We start from the raw sequence: 16810 nt of genomic DNA on the forward strand, positions 1-16810 counted from the left end.
TTTACAATATCTGCATGAGTTTACTGATGTTGTATTCTATTCGGGGGCAAAATTGTGTAGTTGTTTTAAATTAAATACTAATTTGGCATAATGCCCGAAGAGCGAATTAATCTCTGAATAAAATGATTTACTGGCTGTTTTTGTTTGGATGTCAATCATTAAATGATACGGCCAGCGGTATAAATAATACGATTTAGCTATAGTAACTTATCAAGTTACTTTCTTATGAAAAAAAGAGTTAATCAGATTAATTAAATGTTTTAGGTTGTCTAATGAAAATTGCCCTTGGAATTGAGTACGATGGTCGCCGTTATTGTGGGTGGCAGCGCCAACAATATGTTGATTCAGTACAGCAAAGATTGGAAGAAGCCTTATCAGTCATTGCAAATTCATCTTGTGAAGTGTTTTGTGCAGGGCGAACTGATGCTGGAGTACATGCTACTGGGCAGGTTGTACACTTTGATACGGATGTAAATCGACCTATGCAGAGTTGGTGTTTAGGGACCAATGCTCATTTACCAGAAGATATTGTGGTGAAATGGGCTATTGGAGTAAGTGACGATTTTCATGCTCGTTTTAGTGCTCTTGCTCGTCGCTATCGTTATGTTATTTATAATAATAAATTACGTTCAGCCATATTACCGAAAGGGATTTCTCATTATCACTATTCTCTGGATCATGAAAAAATGCATGAAGCAGGGCAGTTTTTATTGGGAGAGAATGATTTCAGTTCATTTCGAGCTGCGAAGTGTCAATCACATACGCCATGGAGAAATGTTCATCATCTCATTGTGAGTCGCCATCAAGACTATATTATATTGGATATTCAAGCGAATGCATTCGTTCACCACATGGTAAGAAATATAGTTGGTAGTTTGATTGAGGTTGGAAGAGGCGATAAACCTGTTGAATGGATTAAATGGCTATTAGAAAAACGAGATAGGACGTTGGCTGCACCAACAGCGAAAGCTGAGGGACTATACTTGGTTGAAGTTATTTATCCTGAGAAATTTAGTATTCCTCAGATGCCATTAGGACCTTTATTCTATTATGGTAAATAACTATTTATGTATATTTTAAGAAAATCAGTACTAGTATCTTTGTAAATGATTCTAGGGATAAATTTAAGATGAGTTGTGCAGAATTATTAGTCAATGTAACCCCAAGTGAAACGAGGGTAGCATTGGTTGAAAATGGTGTGTTAAAAGAAGTCCATATTGAGCGTGAGGCAAAGCGAGGTGTTGTCGGTAATATCTATAAGGGACGAGTGACACGGGTTTTGCCTGGTATGCAGTCGGCATTTGTTGATATTGGCTTAGAAAAAGCGGCATTTTTACACGCATCAGATATTGTTTCTCACACTGAATGTGTTGATGAAAGCGAGAAAAAGCAATTTGTTGTCAAAAATATCAGCGAGTTAGTGCGAGAAGGGCAGGATATTGTGGTGCAAGTGGTCAAAGATCCTTTAGGTACTAAAGGGGCAAGATTGACAACAGACATTACATTGCCCTCTCGTTATTTGGTTTTTATGCCAGAAAATAGCCATGTTGGTGTGTCGCAACGCATTGAAAGTGAAGAAGAACGTAATCGCTTAAAATCGTTAGTTGAGCCGTATTGTGATGAGCTAGGCGGTTTTATTGTAAGAACGGCTGCTGACAGTGTGAGCGAAGAGAGCCTTGAACAAGATGCGGCTTTCTTAAAGCGGTTATGGCGAAAAGTACTAGAGCGAAAAGGAAAATATCCTGCGAGATCTTTACTTTATGGGGAATTAGCTTTGGCACAACGAGTGTTGCGTGATTTCGTTGGAACGCATATTCATTCAATTCAAATTGACTCAAAAATGACCTATGAGCAGGTAAAAGAGTTCTTAGCTGAGTTTATGCCAGAGTTAGCCAAGAATGTGAGTTTATATAGTGGGACTTTACCCCTCTTTGATGTTTATCGCATTGAAGATGGTATTCAAAAAGCCTTGGATAAACGTGTCGATCTAAAATCAGGTGGGTATTTAATTATTGAGCAGACAGAAGCAATGACCACCATAGATATTAACACTGGGGCTTTTGTCGGACATCGAAATCTTGCCCATACGATTTTTAATACTAACATTGAAGCAACACAGGCAATCGCACATCAATTACAACTGCGAAATTTGGGCGGTATTATCATTATTGATTTTATTGATATGCAGGAAGAAGAACATCGCCAGCGTGTGCTAGAGTCCTTAGAACTTGCTTTAAAAGGTGATCGAGTCAAAACAAATGTCAATGGTTTTACCCAACTTGGGTTGGTTGAAATGACGCGTAAGCGTACCAGAGAAAGCCTTGAACGAGTGTTATGTTGCGATTGTTCTTCTTGTAAAGGGCGAGGTACGATAAAAACCGTTGAAACAGTCTGTTATGAGATTGTTCGAGAGGTCGTTCGAGTTCATCATTTATACAAGTCGGAACGTTATGTAGTATATGCTTCTCGTAGCGTGGCGGAATACTTGATTAATGAAGAATCTCACGCATTGCTTGCGGAATTAGAAGTCTTTATCGGTAAAAAAGTCGAAATTAAAATTGAGCCGTATTATCACCAAGATCAATTTGACGTAGTAGTAATGTAATATTAGGCTTGATAGCTTAAAAAATAAGCTATTTTGAAATAAAGTTGTTGCAAAATACAGGGGGGGGCTTAGAATGCCCCCGTCTTTTATTTGAAAGACTTGGTTTTTTGGAGTAATCCAACCTCTTCTTTATTTTACTCTTTTAGGAGAACACATTGATGAAAAAATGGGCTGTTGCATTCACTTCGGGTATGGTGATGTTAGGGGCAAATAGTGCATTAGCAAATGACACTGTACATCTTTATACTTGGACAGAATATGTGCCAGAAGGTTTGTTAGAAGAATTTACTAAACAGACAGGTATTAAGGTTGTGGTTTCAAGTCTTGAATCAAATGAGACAATGTATGCGAAACTCAAAATTCAGGGTAAAGATGGTGGTTATGATGTAATCGCACCAAGTAACTACTTCGTGTCAAAAATGGGACGTGAAGGTATGTTAATGGAGCTTGATCATAGCAAATTACCTGTGATCAAAGATCTTAACCCAGACTGGTTAAATAAACCTTACGATAAAGGCAATAAATACTCTTTACCACAATTATTAGGTGCACCAGGTATTGCATTTAATACTAATTTATACAATGGTGACAATTTCACCGCTTGGGGCGATTTATGGAAACCTGAGTTTAAAGGTAAGGTTCAATTACTTGATGATGCTCGTGAAGTATTCAACATTGCTTTATTAAAATTAGGTCAAGATCCAAATACTAAAGATCCAGCAGTGATTAAAGCGGCTTATGAAGAGTTATTAAAATTACGTCCAAACGTATTAGCATTTAGCTCTGATAACCCTGCTAACTCATTTATTTCTGGTGAAGTAGAAGTGGGTCAATTATGGAACGGTTCTGTACGTATTGCGAAAAAAGAGCAAGCTCCTGTAAATATGGTGTTCCCGAAAGAGGGCCCAGTATTATGGGTGGATACGCTTGCAATTCCATCTAATGCGAAAAACCCAGATGCAGCTCACAAGTTAATTAACTACTTATTGAGTGCACCTGTGGCTGAGAAATTGACATTAGAAATCGGTTATCCAACTTCAAACGTAAAAGCGTTAGAAAAATTACCAAAAGAGATTACCGAAGATCCAGCAATTTATCCGACCTCTGAAGTGCTACAAAAAAGCCAGTGGCAAGATGATGTGGGTGATGCGATTGAGCTCTATGAAAAATATTATCAAGAGTTAAAAGCTGCGAAGTAATTCCATAGACATCGCTTAAAAACCTCAAGGCTTACCTTGAGGTTTTTTGTATGAACTTTTCTTGCAATTTTCGTTCTATATTGCCGTAGAAATTTATGTTAAAATTCTCAGCTGTATCTAAACGAAGAAGAGATTGTATGAATATCCGTTTAAATATTATTCTAGCCACATTAGCAGCAGTACTTGCTGGTTGGTATTATAGTCAACAAAGCGATGATACTAGATTATCTCAGCTAATAAAAAAGGAAGGAAGTGCAGAGTATATAGGGCAAAAGATTTCTACAAGTGCTTATGATTTAAATGGAAAGCCGCAATATTTTGCTCAAGCAGAAGAGGTTAAACGTTACGAAAGTACGCAACGAATAGAATTTCTAAAGCCATTACTTAATTTATTTGATGCAGAAAGTGCATTAAAACAGTGGCAAGTCGAAGCCGATTATGCAGATGTTACCAAAGACAAAATATTGAATTTGCGTGGAAATATTAAAATTAATAGCTTAGATCCGACTTCTCGGTTACAGAAAATCGAAGCAGAAGTATTAAGCATAGATTTAAATACTCAAGATATTTTTTCAGACAGTATGGTGAAATCAACAGGCATTGGATTTACAAGTACTGGAATTGGCTTAAAAGGCAATTTGAAAAAACAAACGGCAACCTTAACCAAAGATGTGAAAACTTATATTGAACCAAAATTTATTAATGTTGATAAATAATTAGAGTTTTACATAGGGATATAGAATGAATTTTAGAACTAAACTTGTATTAATAATTGCATTGTGTCTTGTAAATCTATCGGTTAAGGCTTTGGAAACAGATAGAAATATGCCCATCAAAATTGATTCAGGTAGCCAGTCATTGGATATAGAAAGAAATATTGTGACATTTAGCGACAATGTTGTTATTACTCAAGGGTCAATTAAGCTTAATGCAGAAAAAGTTACAATCATTAGAAGGGATACTCAAAAGGAACTTATTGAGGCTTTTGGCACACCGGTTGTTTTTCAGCAGACCCTTGATAATGGTAAGATTGTTAATGGTACGGCTAATTCTGTACATTATGATTTAGATTCTGAATTTTTGATATTAAGAGGCAATGCCGAATTAAAGCAGCTAGATAGTGCCATTAAAGCAGAAAAAATTACTTATGATGTCAAAAAACAGAACCTTAAAGCGACGAGTAATGACCGACAAAGAGTAAAAACTGTATTAATTCCAAACCAATTGCAAAGTGATAAGAAATAGGAATTCTGTATGCCAACATTATATGCTGAATATTTGGCTAAAAGTTATAAAAGTCGCCAAGTTGTTAAAGATGTAAGTTTAAATATTAAATCAGGCGAAATAGTTGGACTATTAGGTCCTAATGGTGCAGGAAAAACGACTACTTTTTATATGGTAGTGGGCCTTGTGCGTCACGATCATGGTAAAATCCGTATTGATGATCAAGATATCAGTGTTTTACCTATGCATGATAGAGCAAAACAAGGTATTGGTTACTTGCCTCAAGAAGCCTCTATTTTTCGTCGCTTAAGTGTTTATGATAACTTGATGGCGGTGTTACAAATTAGGAAAGATCTAACCGATGCAGAGCGTCAAGCAAGAGCAGATGAATTAATCGCAGAATTTCATATTGAGCATATTCGTCACAGCTTAGGGCAATCTTTATCTGGCGGTGAACGCCGTCGAGTAGAAATTGCACGTGCGTTGGCAGCTAATCCTAAGTTTATTTTGTTGGATGAACCTTTTGCTGGGGTTGATCCTATTTCAGTGATCGATATTAAGAAGATTATTGTGAATTTAAAGGAACGAGGATTAGGTGTTTTAATCACAGATCATAATGTAAGAGAAACCTTAGATGTTTGTGAGCGTGCTTATATTGTGAGTAATGGTCAGATGATAGCTAGTGGGATTCCTCAAGAAATTTTACATAATGAGGATGTGAAAAAAGTTTATTTAGGTGAGCAATTTAGGCTGTAATATAAAATTCTTAAGATATTTTTTTGTCGTTTGATTTTTTATGATGCAATTAACCACATTTTTAGACATTAATAATATTTATTACAATGTTCCCATTTCTAATAAAAAACAGGCTTTAGAGTTTCTGGGGAAGGCGATGGCAGAAATATTAAATAATAGCCTTTCACCTACAGATAAACTATGTATTCATCCAGCAGAATGTTTTAGCTATTTCTTTAAACGTGAAAAATTAGGTTCTACCGGAATTAATAATGGAGTGGCTTTACCTCACGCAAAATTGTTGATGAGTCAAGAATTTCAGCTAGAGAAACCAATTGCTATTTTCCTGAAACTAGAGGCAGGAATAAATTTTGAATCAATAGATCATAAGGATGTGGATATTATTTATGCCATATTCTTTTCAGAAAAAATTTGTGTAGAATATAAGGATTCTTTGAGAGAAATAGCACAGCAATTAAGTGATAAGAATTTGTTAAAGCATCTAAGAGCTGCATTATCCAGAGAAGAAATTTGGCAAGTATTGAGTTATTATGATTATTCGGTAAACAAAAATTTAGAATCGAGGAATGTAATGTGGAATTGATTATTATGAGCGGGCGATCTGGTTCAGGAAAGTCTGTTGCGTTAAGAGCGTTGGAAGATTTAGGGTATTATTGTGTGGATAATATTCCTCTTGCTTTAATTCCCCAGTTAACAGATTATTTAGAAAAATTGAAGAGATCTGTTGTTGTTAGCCTTGATGTGAGAAATTTACCAGAAGATCCAGATGTGCTTGAGCAAGTATTACATGCGTTTCCCTCTCACATTTCAAAAACTTTAATCTTTCTTGATTGTCAGCGTAAGGCTTTAGTCCGTCGGTATAGTGACTCTCGTCGTTTACATCCATTATCTACCCATGATTTATCTTTAGAAAATGTGATTGATTTAGAAAATCATCTTCTTGAACCATTATTTCAGCATGCGGATTATATTATTGATACAACGTACTTTTCTTCACATGAGTTAGCAGAGAAATTAAGAGAATTATTAAATGGATCATCGGAGAAAGAATTAAATATTATTGTTGAATCTTTTGGTTTTAAGTATGGCATTCCTGCCGATGCAGATTATGTTTTCGATGTCCGTTTTTTACCTAATCCCCATTGGAATCTTGAGCTCCGTCCTATGACAGGATTAGAAAAACCTGTTATAGATTTTCTAGAAAATCAGTCAGAAGTCCATCAATTTATTTCTCATACTTGTAATTATTTAGAAGTGTGGTTGCCTTTATTGGAGCAAAATAATAGGAGTTATTTAACGATTGCCATAGGCTGTACAGGCGGAAAGCACCGTTCTGTATTTGTTGCAGAGAAATTAGCCAGATATATTGAAAGTAAAGGCAAAAAAGTAAGAGTTCGTCACTGTAGTTTAGAAAAACATTATAAGACATCGTAGAATGAAAACAGCAGATATTACCATCATTGGTGGAGGAATGGTTGGCTTAGCTTTAGCAGGATTACTTGCAAATAGTAATTGTCAAATCAAGATTATTGATAAAACAGTTCCCTATTTAAGTAAGTCAATCAGTAATAGAGTAAGTGCAATTAATTTTACTAGCCAAAGAATGCTTGAGGAAATAGGTGCTTGGTATCATATTTCTGAAAGTGATTTATCTCCTTATGACCAAATGTATGTCTGGGAAAAGGATAGTTTTTCAAGTCTCTGTTTTGACAATAAAGATCCCGTAATCAAAGAACTTGGACTAGAGCAGCTAGGATTTATTATTGATAATCAGCAGATTCGTTATGCTCTATGGAAGCAAGTCATTCATCAGCATAATGTAGAAGTGATATTGGATGCTCCTAAATTTTTAGGCATTAATGATAACTGCGCTTTTTTAACTCTAGAAAACGGAGAGATGATTACAAGTAAGTTAGTTATAGGTGCAGATGGAGCTCATTCTTGGGTTCGTCAACAAGCTAAAATTCCATTGATTAGTAGAGATTATCAACACACTGCATTAGTATGTAATGTGAGAACAACAGAAATGCATCAACAAGTGGCTCGTCAAGTTTTTTCACCTGATAGTATTTTAGCTTTCTTACCTTTAAAAGATGAACATCTTTGTTCTATTGTTTGGTCTTTGCCTACACTTGAGGCTAGTAGACTAGTTAATAGTGATGAAAAATCTTTTCTCAAACAATTGAATATTGCTTTTGATAATCAATTAGGAATATGTGAGTTACAAAGTGAAAGGGATGTTTATCCTTTGACCGCACGTTATGCTCGCGATTTTGCCCAGCAAAGGATTGCTTTGATTGGTGATGCAGCTCATACGATCCATCCTCTAGCGGGTTTAGGTGTTAATTTAGGTTTTGCAGATGCTATTCTATTGGCAAAAGAGCTACAGAAATTACTCTCCTTTGGAAAAGATATAGGAGAGTACCGCAATTTACGTCAATTTGAACGAGTTAGAAAGTTAGAAGCTATAAAGGTTTTAGCTGCAATGGAGGGCTTAAAGCACCTTTTCTCTGGCAATAATCCATTTAAAAAATTAGTTAGAGGTGTTGGATTATCTGCAACTAATCAAAATAGTTTTGTAAAAAAGCTACTTATTCAGCAGGCAATAAGTGTGTAATAACTGGATAAGAATGATTTATATGAATATATTTAATAAAGATTTTTTTAGTATTATTTGGATATTTTGAAATAAATAAGTTTATTAAAATTATTACCTTAGTATTATGTATGATGTTTTTATCTTCTTGTGATAATGTCGGAAAGCATGAGAGTATCAATAGTACTTCTTTAGAAAAAAAACATCAAAAGAAGATGTGCATACAGTGGAGAGTTCGGCTTCTATTGAAGCTGTGGAAGACTTTAATAAGTTGGTATTATGGAATATTAAGCAAGAACAGGTATTAGCAGAATTGCAACAAAAGCTGAGCAGTCAAGATAAATCTGAAATTGAAGATGGATTGAATATCTTTAAAACTAGAATATCTTCTATTATACAAAATCTAGAGATGATAGAGGTTAAAAATACGGATATTCAGTTATTGAAATTAAGGATTAAAGAAAATCTGATTTTATTAAATGATTTTATTATTGAATCAGTAGAAACTATGCAAAACCCGACTTTAGAAGGACAGGAAAAAATTAAAGAAAAGTCGGATAGATTATTGTTACTGAATAAAGAACTACAGAAATTTGAAAGCGATTTAAAAGAGAAATTTGGTATTAAATGAAGAATATAAATATAATTTTTTATAATATTTCCTCTTATTTTCTTAGATGGATTGACAATTTTTTATTAAATAATAGAGGAAATAATGCTCAAAATTTATAACACCTTAAAACGTGAAAAAGAAGAATTTAAACCTATCCACCCTGATCACGTTGGAATGTATGTCTGTGGTGTCACGGTTTACGATCTCTGTCACTTTGGGCACGGACGGACTTTTGTTTCTTTTGACGTGATCGCACGTTACCTTCGCTATCTCGGCTATAACTTACGCTATGTGCGTAACATTACCGATGTGGACGACAAAATCATCAAACGTTCGTTAGAAAATAATGAAACTTGCGATCAGCTTGTTGATCGTATGATCATCGAAATGCACAAAGATTTTGATGCGTTAAATATCCTTCGCCCTGATGTTGAACCTCGTGCAACGCAACATATCCCTGAAATTATTGCGATTGTTGAAAAACTCTTAGCGAAAGGTCACGCTTATGTGGCAGAAGATGGTGATGTGATGTTCAATGTCGAATCTTTCCAAAAATACGGTGCCTTATCTCGCCAAAATCTTGAACAGCTTCAAGCAGGGGCAAGGGTTGAAATTAAATCGGTCAAACGCAACCCGATGGATTTCGTATTATGGAAAATGTCGAAAGAGAACGAACCAAGCTGGGATTCCCCTTGGGGCAAAGGTCGTCCAGGTTGGCATATTGAATGTTCAGCAATGAACAGCAAAGAGTTAGGCAACCATTTTGACATTCACGGTGGCGGTTCTGACTTAATGTTCCCACACCACGAAAACGAGATTGCACAATCTTGCTGCGCTCACGGTGACGATTATGTGAATTATTGGCTACACACTGGAATGCTTACGATCAACGAAGAGAAGATGTCAAAATCGCTCAATAACTTCTTCACCATTCGTGATATTTTAAACAAATATGATTGTGAAAGTGTTCGTTACTTCTTCTTAACCGCACAATACCGTAGCTTGTTGGATTACAGCGAAGAAAATATCGGCTTGGCTCGCAAAGCGTTAGAGCGTTTATATACGGCATTGCGTGGCTGTGATTGGAATGTCGAACTTGTAGAAAACGATCAGTATGTGACCGCTTTCAAAGAATCAATGGACGATGATTTCAACACCCCAGGGGCTTTAGCAGTATTATTTGAGTTAGTCCGTGAAATCAACAAACTCAAAGCAGAAAATCAGGTGGAAGCGAACAAACTTGCAGCTCGTCTGAAACAACTTGCAGGCGTGCTAGGTTTGTTAGAGCAAGATCCAGAAACCTTCTTACAAGGTGATGCCAATAATGATGAAGTGGCAGAAATCGAAGCCTTAATTAAACAACGTAACGAAGCGAGAGCCAGCAAAAACTGGGCGGTAGCCGATGAGGCACGCAATAAGCTCACCGCAATGGGCATTGTGCTTGAAGATGGTGCAAATGGTACAACGTGGCGTAGGGCTTAATTGATTAACAAGCGGTGGGATTTGACGAAAATTTTGCAAATCCGACCGCTTTATAAATTAAATGTATTATTTACCCCATACCTCTTCAGCGATGTCTCGGATAAATTTTAATTTATTCCACTGTTGCTCTTCTGTTAGAATGTTACCTTCTTCAGTTGATGCAAAGCCACATTGTGGACTAAGACAGAGTTGGTTAATGTCTATGTATTGGCGCGATTGACTAAATAAACATAGTCTTTTGCGAGTTGTTCTAAATCGAACCCTCGAGCTTGATAAGCAGCTCGCTTCTCTTCTGAACAAAGCTCTCCCCAACTTGTATCATCTAATTGTAAATTACGGCAACCTAATGCATAGAATTTTTCTATTGCCTATTTATAAGCATCAGCAATATCATCTAATAGCTGGCTATTATTATTTTTGTTGCTCAACTAATTTTGTAATTTCAGCATCTTCAATTTGAGTCAGTTCACTACAAGATAAATTGCCACATTGGCATTGTTGGCGAGCATGTTTTAAGCTTTCAGGACGTAGAAAACTTCCCACAATATCAAAACGATAAGGGGCTTGGGTACGAGGTTGTGCATTGGGAAAGAGTTTAGACATAATATTTCCTTATTTTTAGTGTAGATATGAAAGGATTCTATCAACTGTGGATCAAAATAGTAAGTAAATGATGTAAACGATTTATTTTTAGAAAGACTTATATAAGGGAGCTTAATATTTTAAGCTCCCTAATAGATTAAGGCTTCAGACTTACGCCATAAAATGCGGTATAGCCAAACGGATTTTGAACAAAGCCTTGTACCCGTTTATTTAACGGTACGTAGTTAATGGAGTGGGCAAACGGAATGATCGGGCTGTTTTGTTGGAAAATTTCGACTGCCTGTTGATATAGTTTTGCACGTGTTTGTGTGTCTTGAATTTGTACCGCTGAGGCGAGTAGCGCCTCAAATTTTTCATCTGTCCAGCGAGAGTAATTGGTGCCGGGGATATTTGCTTGGCTAAATAAAGGGAATAGGAAATTATCAGGATCACCGTTACGACTTGTCCAACCATAAGTACCTGCGGCAAATTCGCCTTCACGGGTGCGTTTATTAAAATCCGCCCATTCATGTGTGACTAGTTTTGCTTTCACGCCAATTTTAGCCCAGTCTGCTTGAATAATTTCAGCCGTGCGGCGAGGGTTCGGATTGGATGGACGAACCACAGGTTGCACCCAAATTTCCGTTTCAAAACCGTTTGGATAGCCAGCTTCTGCCAATAATGCTTTTGCTTTTTCCAAGTTAAATTCATATTGTGGCAAATGCGGGTTATAACCTAATACTGCATCAGGGAACGGATTGGTTGCAACCGTTCCGCCGCCTTGATAAACCGCATCAACAATCGCTTTTTTATCGGTAGCATGGTGAAGGGCTTGGCGAACTTTTACGTTGTTTAGTTCAGGTTTGGTGGTATTTAGCCCAATGTAAGCTAAGTTTAATCCCTCACGCTCAAGTAGATTGATTTGAGGGTCTTTTTTCATCTGAGCAATGTCCGAGATATTCGGAAAATCAATCACATCACACTCGCCGGCTTTTAACTTGGCATAACGTGTTCCGGCATCAGGGGTAATGCTAAAAATTAAACGTTCAATGTCTGCTTTGCCTTTCCAATAATCTACGTTAGCAGTGTAACGTACCGCGTGGTCGGTCTGATAAGTTTGGAAAATAAAAGGCCCCGTTCCAATCGGTTGTTGATCAAGAGTTTCGGGCTTACCCTGGGCAAGAAGCTGATCGGCATATTCTTTTGAATAAATAGATAAAAAGTCCATGGCAACCGTGGTAATAAACGGCGTATTCGGTTTATTCAGCGTAATTTTAACGGTGTAGTCATCCACTTTTTCAACGGATTTTAAGATACTCGGTAAGTTCATCCAGTTAAAGTAGAAGTAGGTTCCTGCCGAAACATTATGATAAGGATGATTTTTGTCCGCTTGGCGTTGGAATGAGAACACCACATCATCGGCATTTAACGGGCGGGTTGGGCTAAAGGTTTTGTTGCTGTGGAATTTCACATTTTGGCGTAGATAAAATGTATAGACCAAACCGTCTTCACTGATTTCCCAACGTTCGGCTAGACCCGGCTCTACTTCAATTTTACCGGCTTTGAATTCGACTAAGCGGTTATAGACTTGTTGTGAGCTGGCATTGAAGTCATTAGCATCATTTGTAATTGCCGGACTAAGTTTCATCGGTGCTGTCGCAATACAGTTGACCAATGTATTTGTCGGTGCCGAAATCGCGGCACATGAAGCAGAAAGAAAACCCAAGCCGAGAAAGAGTTTTGAATATTGCATAATAAGTTCCCTAAGTTGAAAATTCCAGCTCAATCTACCGTTTTTAGTGAAAAAATTAAAATAACTGAAGGCTCTAACTTATAACCAAAATGATATACATACATCGGTAACATTCCTCTTATAGAGAACTTACGCTAAAATATGTCTTGAGTGGCTTATGTTTGAGTGTGTTTATGATTAGTGTCTTTGATATGTTTAAAGTGGGAATTGGGCCTTCAAGTTCCCACACCGTTGGTCCGATGAAAGCGGGTAAAGAATTTATTGATCATTTAATTGATTGCAAAAAATTGGCAGAAACTGACCGCTTGCAAGTCGATGTTTATTGTATTGAACGCAATGCGATTGCTTCGGTAAAAGCAATCAATGCAAGCCAAATGGCATTACGCCGAACGACACAACCAAGCGTAACCCTAGATAAAGTGATCGAAACGATGTATGAAACAGGGAAAGATATGAATGCGAAATACCGCGAAACTTCAACAGGTGGATTAGCAATTAAGATCTTGCCTTGTGAATGATAGATAGTATCTAGTGAATGTGTAAACACTAAAGGTAAAAGTTGAATTAAGTAATTTGATTTTGAAGATTAGCAGAGCTTACTCACCCATTCTTTCAACTCATCTTTCGGCAGTTTTTTCAATTTCGGGCAATTGCCACAGTAATCATTTTTGCTATCCAAGTGGGCGTGGCAACAGACTTTTCGTAAGCGGACGGGCTGTGGAAAAGGCAATTCGGGGAAGGAAATATATTCAACGGAGTTATAAAAAGGCGACCATTCGTATTCTGTCCATTTCTTTTCAAGCAGAATTTGACGGTAGGTTTCACTCACATCACAGGCTTTTCCACAAAAGTAAGCAAATTACGGCAATGTTTTAAGCGTTCTGAAAATAAGTTTTGACGAAGTGTGTTCAGTTCCGAGCAACTAAAAAGTAAATTCATAAATAGCATAAAGAAATGTAAATCTTATTTTAATGATAATAATTTCTAATTAGAATGCCAACTTTGTTTTAGAACTTTACACTTCACTCGGATTTTTATGTTTGTGGTTAAACAGGCAAGTTTTGCCATTCCAAATCGTACGTTGTTACAGCCGATTTCGGTGCAATTTGAACAAGGAAAAGTGTATGGATTGATCGGGCATAACGGTTCAGGTAAATCCACGTTAATCAAATTACTTGCCAATTGCCCTGTTTATCACGGCTATTTTTATGCCGAATTGGTTAGACATTAGCTCAAGTGCCATCGCATTAGTTGGGGCAGGCTTGAGCCTGATCCTTGTTTTAACTTTGGCAATGCGAAAAACAATGTCACCACTGTTACTGATTTTGGCTGGCTTGGTGGTTAATCTCTATTTCGGTTCATTCTCCGCCTTGATGATGTTGTTTTACCCTGAAGAAGCACGGGGCTTGGCACAATGGGGAGCTGGTTCTTTGGCACAAGAGAGCTGGCGAGATCCGCAATTTTTGGCAATACAAGCGGTGATTTGTGGCGGATTAATTGCCATATTGCTTCGTCCGCTTACCATACTTTCATTAAACGACAGCAATGCCCAAAGTCTTGGTGTGCCGGTTAATCGTCTGCGTTTTTTCGGGGTGTTTATCAGTGCTTATATGATTTCAGCGGTGGTCAGTTGTGTCGGTATGCTCGGTTTTATCGGGTTAGCGTCCGCCACCATTATTCGCCAACTTGGTGTGAGAACGCTGAAATGGCAATTACTCGGGGCGTTTAACAGAAACATCAACTCGCCTATCTCGCCGTTTTCATCGTTACACCTTACTGCCGATTGTGCTTGTCTTTGCACTCGTGCTATGGCTTGCACTCGTATTAGGCAAAGGCACAAGCGGTTGGAATGTATTGGAATTTAACGAATTTTACGCACCGCTTGTCGAGCTACGTTACCCACGCATTTTGACCGCCGTTGCTGTTGGGATTTTATTGGCAGTGGCTGGCGTGTTATTGCAATGTTTAACCCTAAACCCGATGGCAAGCCCTGAACTGCTTGGCGTGTCGTCTGGTACAAGTATGGGGATTTTGGCGGTACTGTTTCTTACCAACACAGCTCAAACAGAATGGTATTGGTTGGCAGGGATCACTGGGGCAGTTGTAGCACTGTTGGTGCTAATGGCAATTAACCAACGCAACGGAATGTTGCCCGAAAAAATACTACTCACAGGGATCAGCTTATCGGCACTGTTTGACACTTTGCAACGCATCGCCATTGCCAGTGGCGACCCAAGAGCGAACCAACTGATTGTGTGGACATCGGGTTCAACCCTACAATTTGGTATTAACACAAAGGACTTTAAAATGAAAAAAAACATTTGTTTATTCAACAATTTCTCAAGTAGTACTACTTGCCATTGCAAGCAATGCAATAGCAAATGAGACTGCAAACAACAATACCGCTGTACTCGATGAAGTGAGTGTGGTGGGGTCAGTTGCAAAGGCTGGGAAAGTTGATTATATGGCACCTCGATCTGTTAGTGTGATTTCGCAAGAGCAGTTAACGGATAGAGCCGTCCATCAATTAGATGAAGCATTACGCTATGAAGCTGGTGTTAATACCCAAATGTACGGTTCAGATTTAGATACTAATGACTGGTTTAGTATTCGTGGCTTAGGATCAAGTGTATGAGTAGATGGAACTTCATCATATAAAAATGCGTACTTTGGCTGGGAACCAAATGTCTATGGTTTAGAAAGTATTGAGATTATTAAATATGTAAGTAATAAACAATATGCTATTGGATATGAATTTACTCATAAATTTACCGATGACTTAACTTTCTCACAAAACTACCGCTTTGCCAAAACAGATAAAGAGCAATTTGTAACCTATTACTACGGCATGGAATGGGATCTTACAACAGGTGGCGCAAGTAATACTATGGCTAAAAAAGGCTTCCTATTTGCTGATGGTAAAACATATTCCCATACTATTGACACCCGTTTAAGCAAAGAATGGAAATCAGATAATATTTCAAATACCCTAACTGGTGGTTTTGATTATCAACACAGCAAGGTTGATGGGGTATATGATTTCCCTTGGCCTGCTACAAGCTATCATATTACTCAACTTGTTACCGCTCCAGTTACCTTGACTGATGTTCCAGTTTATAAAGATAAACAACGCCAGCTAGGCTTGTACTTGCAAAATCAATTACGTTTAAACGAAAAATTAACTGTAACTGGTGGCGTAAGACGTGATTTTGTTAAAGGTCACAGCGATATTCGAGGAACAAAATCAGAAAATAAAGTTAATCATACTACCTATTCAGCGGGTTTAATGTATATGACAGATTTAGGGTTAGCACCTTATTTTAGCTATTCTGAATCTTTTAGGCCTCTTTCAGGTAGTTTAGATAATGCTACAAACGGTTCATCAATTTATAAGCCTTATGAAGGTAAGCAATATGAAGTTGGCTTTAAATATTTGCCATCATTTATCAATGGGCAGATTTCTGTGGCTTATTTTGACTTAAAAGAGAAAAATGCTCTTGTCGCGGCTCGTAGTGGGGATGTCACCACAATGGCTCAGGTTGAAAAGCAAAAAAATCGTGGTGTAGAAATTCAAGCTGATTTAAATATTACTGAATCGTTATCTACTTCTTTAGCTTATAGTTATATATTTGCTCAATCCCATCGCTTAGATAAACCTCGTATTGATACTCCATTACAACCAAACCATACTTATTCTGCATTAGTTAATTATGCATTTAAGGATAATGTACTTAACGGCTTAACATTAGGGGTTGTGCCTCGTTATACTGGAACAACTCCAACAGAAATGGATGGCTACAATAATGCCAATATTCGCGTTCCAGCAAGAACACTAGTGGATCTGATGGCGAAATATAGCCTTTCAGAGAATTGGGAGACAAGAGTAAACGTAACGAATGTTGCGAATAAAAAATATATCAGTGGTTGTAGTTACGCTTGCTTCTTTGGCGAAGGACGTAAAGTCACTGCGAATTTAACCTATAAATTCTAATAATATCTA

At 37.4% G+C, this 16810-nt stretch carries 15 protein-coding genes and 4 pseudogenes; 16 read left to right on the forward strand and 3 right to left on the reverse strand.

Going from position 1 to position 16810, the window contains the following annotated elements; all coding sequences use genetic code 11:
• Window positions 1–272: 272 nt before the first annotated feature.
• The 11 genes from truA to cysS all read left to right on the forward strand — a co-directional run bounded on the left by truA (window position 273) and on the right by cysS (window position 10475).
• Window positions 273–1061: a tRNA pseudouridine(38-40) synthase TruA gene (gene truA, locus J1G47_RS04245; protein ID WP_005711374.1), complete on the forward strand. Its 789-nt coding sequence runs from the start codon at window positions 273–275 to the stop codon at window positions 1059–1061.
• Between the two features lie 68 nt (window positions 1062–1129).
• Entirely contained in the window at window positions 1130–2605 is a 1476-nt protein-coding gene (gene rng / locus J1G47_RS04250) for a ribonuclease G (protein ID WP_021114665.1), read from the forward strand.
• A 158-nt stretch (window positions 2606–2763) separates the two neighbouring features.
• Complete coding sequence (locus J1G47_RS04255; protein ID WP_149351288.1) at window positions 2764–3804, forward strand: extracellular solute-binding protein; 1041 nt, start codon at window positions 2764–2766, stop codon at window positions 3802–3804.
• Window positions 3805–3941: 137 nt separating this feature from the next.
• On the forward strand, window positions 3942–4520 hold the full coding sequence (lptC, locus tag J1G47_RS04260; RefSeq protein WP_075605303.1) for an LPS export ABC transporter periplasmic protein LptC: 579 nt from the start codon (window positions 3942–3944) through the stop codon (window positions 4518–4520).
• A 25-nt stretch (window positions 4521–4545) separates the two neighbouring features.
• Window positions 4546–5049, forward strand: a complete 504-nt coding sequence (gene lptA / locus J1G47_RS04265; RefSeq protein ID WP_005711367.1) for a lipopolysaccharide transport periplasmic protein LptA — start codon at window positions 4546–4548, stop codon at window positions 5047–5049.
• Window positions 5050–5058: 9 nt separating this feature from the next.
• Window positions 5059–5784, forward strand: coding sequence for an LPS export ABC transporter ATP-binding protein (gene lptB, locus J1G47_RS04270; RefSeq protein WP_005711365.1), 726 nt, complete (start codon window positions 5059–5061; stop codon window positions 5782–5784).
• A 43-nt stretch (window positions 5785–5827) separates the two neighbouring features.
• Window positions 5828–6367 (forward strand): PTS sugar transporter subunit IIA, encoded by a 540-nt coding sequence (locus J1G47_RS04275; RefSeq protein WP_005711363.1) that lies wholly within the window; start codon window positions 5828–5830, stop codon window positions 6365–6367.
• Window positions 6358–7218, forward strand: a complete 861-nt coding sequence (rapZ, locus tag J1G47_RS04280; RefSeq protein ID WP_005711360.1) for an RNase adapter RapZ — start codon at window positions 6358–6360, stop codon at window positions 7216–7218. Before J1G47_RS04275 ends, rapZ begins: the two co-directional genes overlap by 10 nt.
• 1 nt (window position 7219) lies before the next feature.
• Window positions 7220–8401, forward strand: a complete 1182-nt coding sequence (locus J1G47_RS04285) for an FAD-dependent monooxygenase (protein WP_207326778.1) — start codon at window positions 7220–7222, stop codon at window positions 8399–8401.
• A 196-nt stretch (window positions 8402–8597) separates the two neighbouring features.
• Window positions 8598–9011 carry a hypothetical protein gene (locus J1G47_RS04290; RefSeq protein WP_026916524.1) on the forward strand — a complete coding sequence of 138 codons (414 nt, stop codon included), beginning with the start codon at window positions 8598–8600 and terminating at the stop codon, window positions 9009–9011.
• An 84-nt stretch (window positions 9012–9095) separates the two neighbouring features.
• A complete protein-coding gene (gene cysS / locus J1G47_RS04295; protein ID WP_160405007.1) occupies window positions 9096–10475 on the forward strand; it encodes a cysteine--tRNA ligase in 1380 nt (459 codons plus the stop codon).
• Window positions 10476–10541: 66 nt separating this feature from the next.
• Here cysS and J1G47_RS04300 read toward each other — a convergent pair.
• Together J1G47_RS04300 and J1G47_RS04305 are read right to left on the reverse strand one after the other, a co-directional pair.
• A pseudogene (locus J1G47_RS04300) lies at window positions 10542–11078 on the reverse strand (hypothetical protein).
• Window positions 11079–11214: 136 nt separating this feature from the next.
• Window positions 11215–12810, reverse strand: a complete 1596-nt coding sequence (locus tag J1G47_RS04305) for an ABC transporter substrate-binding protein (RefSeq protein ID WP_010785873.1) — start codon at window positions 12808–12810, stop codon at window positions 11215–11217.
• 308 nt (window positions 12811–13118) lie between these two features.
• Here J1G47_RS04305 and J1G47_RS11795 point away from each other — a divergent pair.
• A pseudogene (locus J1G47_RS11795) lies at window positions 13119–13328 on the forward strand (L-serine ammonia-lyase, iron-sulfur-dependent, subunit alpha); the annotation flags it as partial.
• A gap of 68 nt (window positions 13329–13396) precedes the next feature.
• On the opposite strand, the gene J1G47_RS04315 reads toward J1G47_RS11795, so the two are convergent.
• Complete coding sequence (locus J1G47_RS04315) at window positions 13397–13639, reverse strand: hypothetical protein (protein WP_160412884.1); 243 nt, start codon at window positions 13637–13639, stop codon at window positions 13397–13399.
• Between the two features lie 207 nt (window positions 13640–13846).
• Between J1G47_RS04315 and J1G47_RS04320 the strand changes: the two are divergent.
• From J1G47_RS04320 to J1G47_RS04330, 4 genes and pseudogenes are all read left to right on the forward strand, one after another.
• Window positions 13847–13990: pseudogene (locus J1G47_RS04320) on the forward strand (ATP-binding cassette domain-containing protein); the annotation flags it as partial.
• A 4-nt stretch (window positions 13991–13994) separates the two neighbouring features.
• Window positions 13995–15084, forward strand: a pseudogene (locus tag J1G47_RS04325) (iron ABC transporter permease); the annotation flags it as partial.
• A gap of 190 nt (window positions 15085–15274) precedes the next feature.
• Window positions 15275–15445 carry a TonB-dependent receptor plug domain-containing protein gene (locus J1G47_RS11800; protein WP_234924174.1) on the forward strand — a complete coding sequence of 57 codons (171 nt, stop codon included), beginning with the start codon at window positions 15275–15277 and terminating at the stop codon, window positions 15443–15445.
• A 108-nt stretch (window positions 15446–15553) separates the two neighbouring features.
• Window positions 15554–16801, forward strand: coding sequence for a TonB-dependent siderophore receptor (locus J1G47_RS04330; RefSeq protein WP_234924185.1), 1248 nt, complete (start codon window positions 15554–15556; stop codon window positions 16799–16801).
• Window positions 16802–16810 lie beyond the last annotated feature (9 nt).

The sequence above is a fragment of the Glaesserella parasuis genome (assembly GCF_017352235.1).
GTDB lineage: Bacteria > Pseudomonadota > Gammaproteobacteria > Enterobacterales > Pasteurellaceae > Glaesserella > Glaesserella parasuis.

Coding starts and splice junctions, on each gene's coding strand:
- rng (WP_021114665.1), top strand. CDS start 1,130: ATGAGTTGTGCAGAATTATTAGTCAATGTAACCCCAAGTGAAACGAGG.
- J1G47_RS11800 (WP_234924174.1), top strand. CDS start 15,275: ATGGCACCTCGATCTGTTAGTGTGATTTCGCAAGAGCAGTTAACGGAT.
- truA (WP_005711374.1), top strand. CDS start 273: ATGAAAATTGCCCTTGGAATTGAGTACGATGGTCGCCGTTATTGTGGG.
- J1G47_RS04255 (WP_149351288.1), top strand. CDS start 2,764: ATGAAAAAATGGGCTGTTGCATTCACTTCGGGTATGGTGATGTTAGGG.
- cysS (WP_160405007.1), top strand. CDS start 9,096: ATGCTCAAAATTTATAACACCTTAAAACGTGAAAAAGAAGAATTTAAA.
- J1G47_RS04285 (WP_207326778.1), top strand. CDS start 7,220: ATGAAAACAGCAGATATTACCATCATTGGTGGAGGAATGGTTGGCTTA.
- lptC (WP_075605303.1), top strand. CDS start 3,942: ATGAATATCCGTTTAAATATTATTCTAGCCACATTAGCAGCAGTACTT.
- J1G47_RS04275 (WP_005711363.1), top strand. CDS start 5,828: ATGCAATTAACCACATTTTTAGACATTAATAATATTTATTACAATGTT.
- J1G47_RS04305 (WP_010785873.1), bottom strand. CDS start 12,810: ATGCAATATTCAAAACTCTTTCTCGGCTTGGGTTTTCTTTCTGCTTCA.
- lptA (WP_005711367.1), top strand. CDS start 4,546: ATGAATTTTAGAACTAAACTTGTATTAATAATTGCATTGTGTCTTGTA.
- lptB (WP_005711365.1), top strand. CDS start 5,059: ATGCCAACATTATATGCTGAATATTTGGCTAAAAGTTATAAAAGTCGC.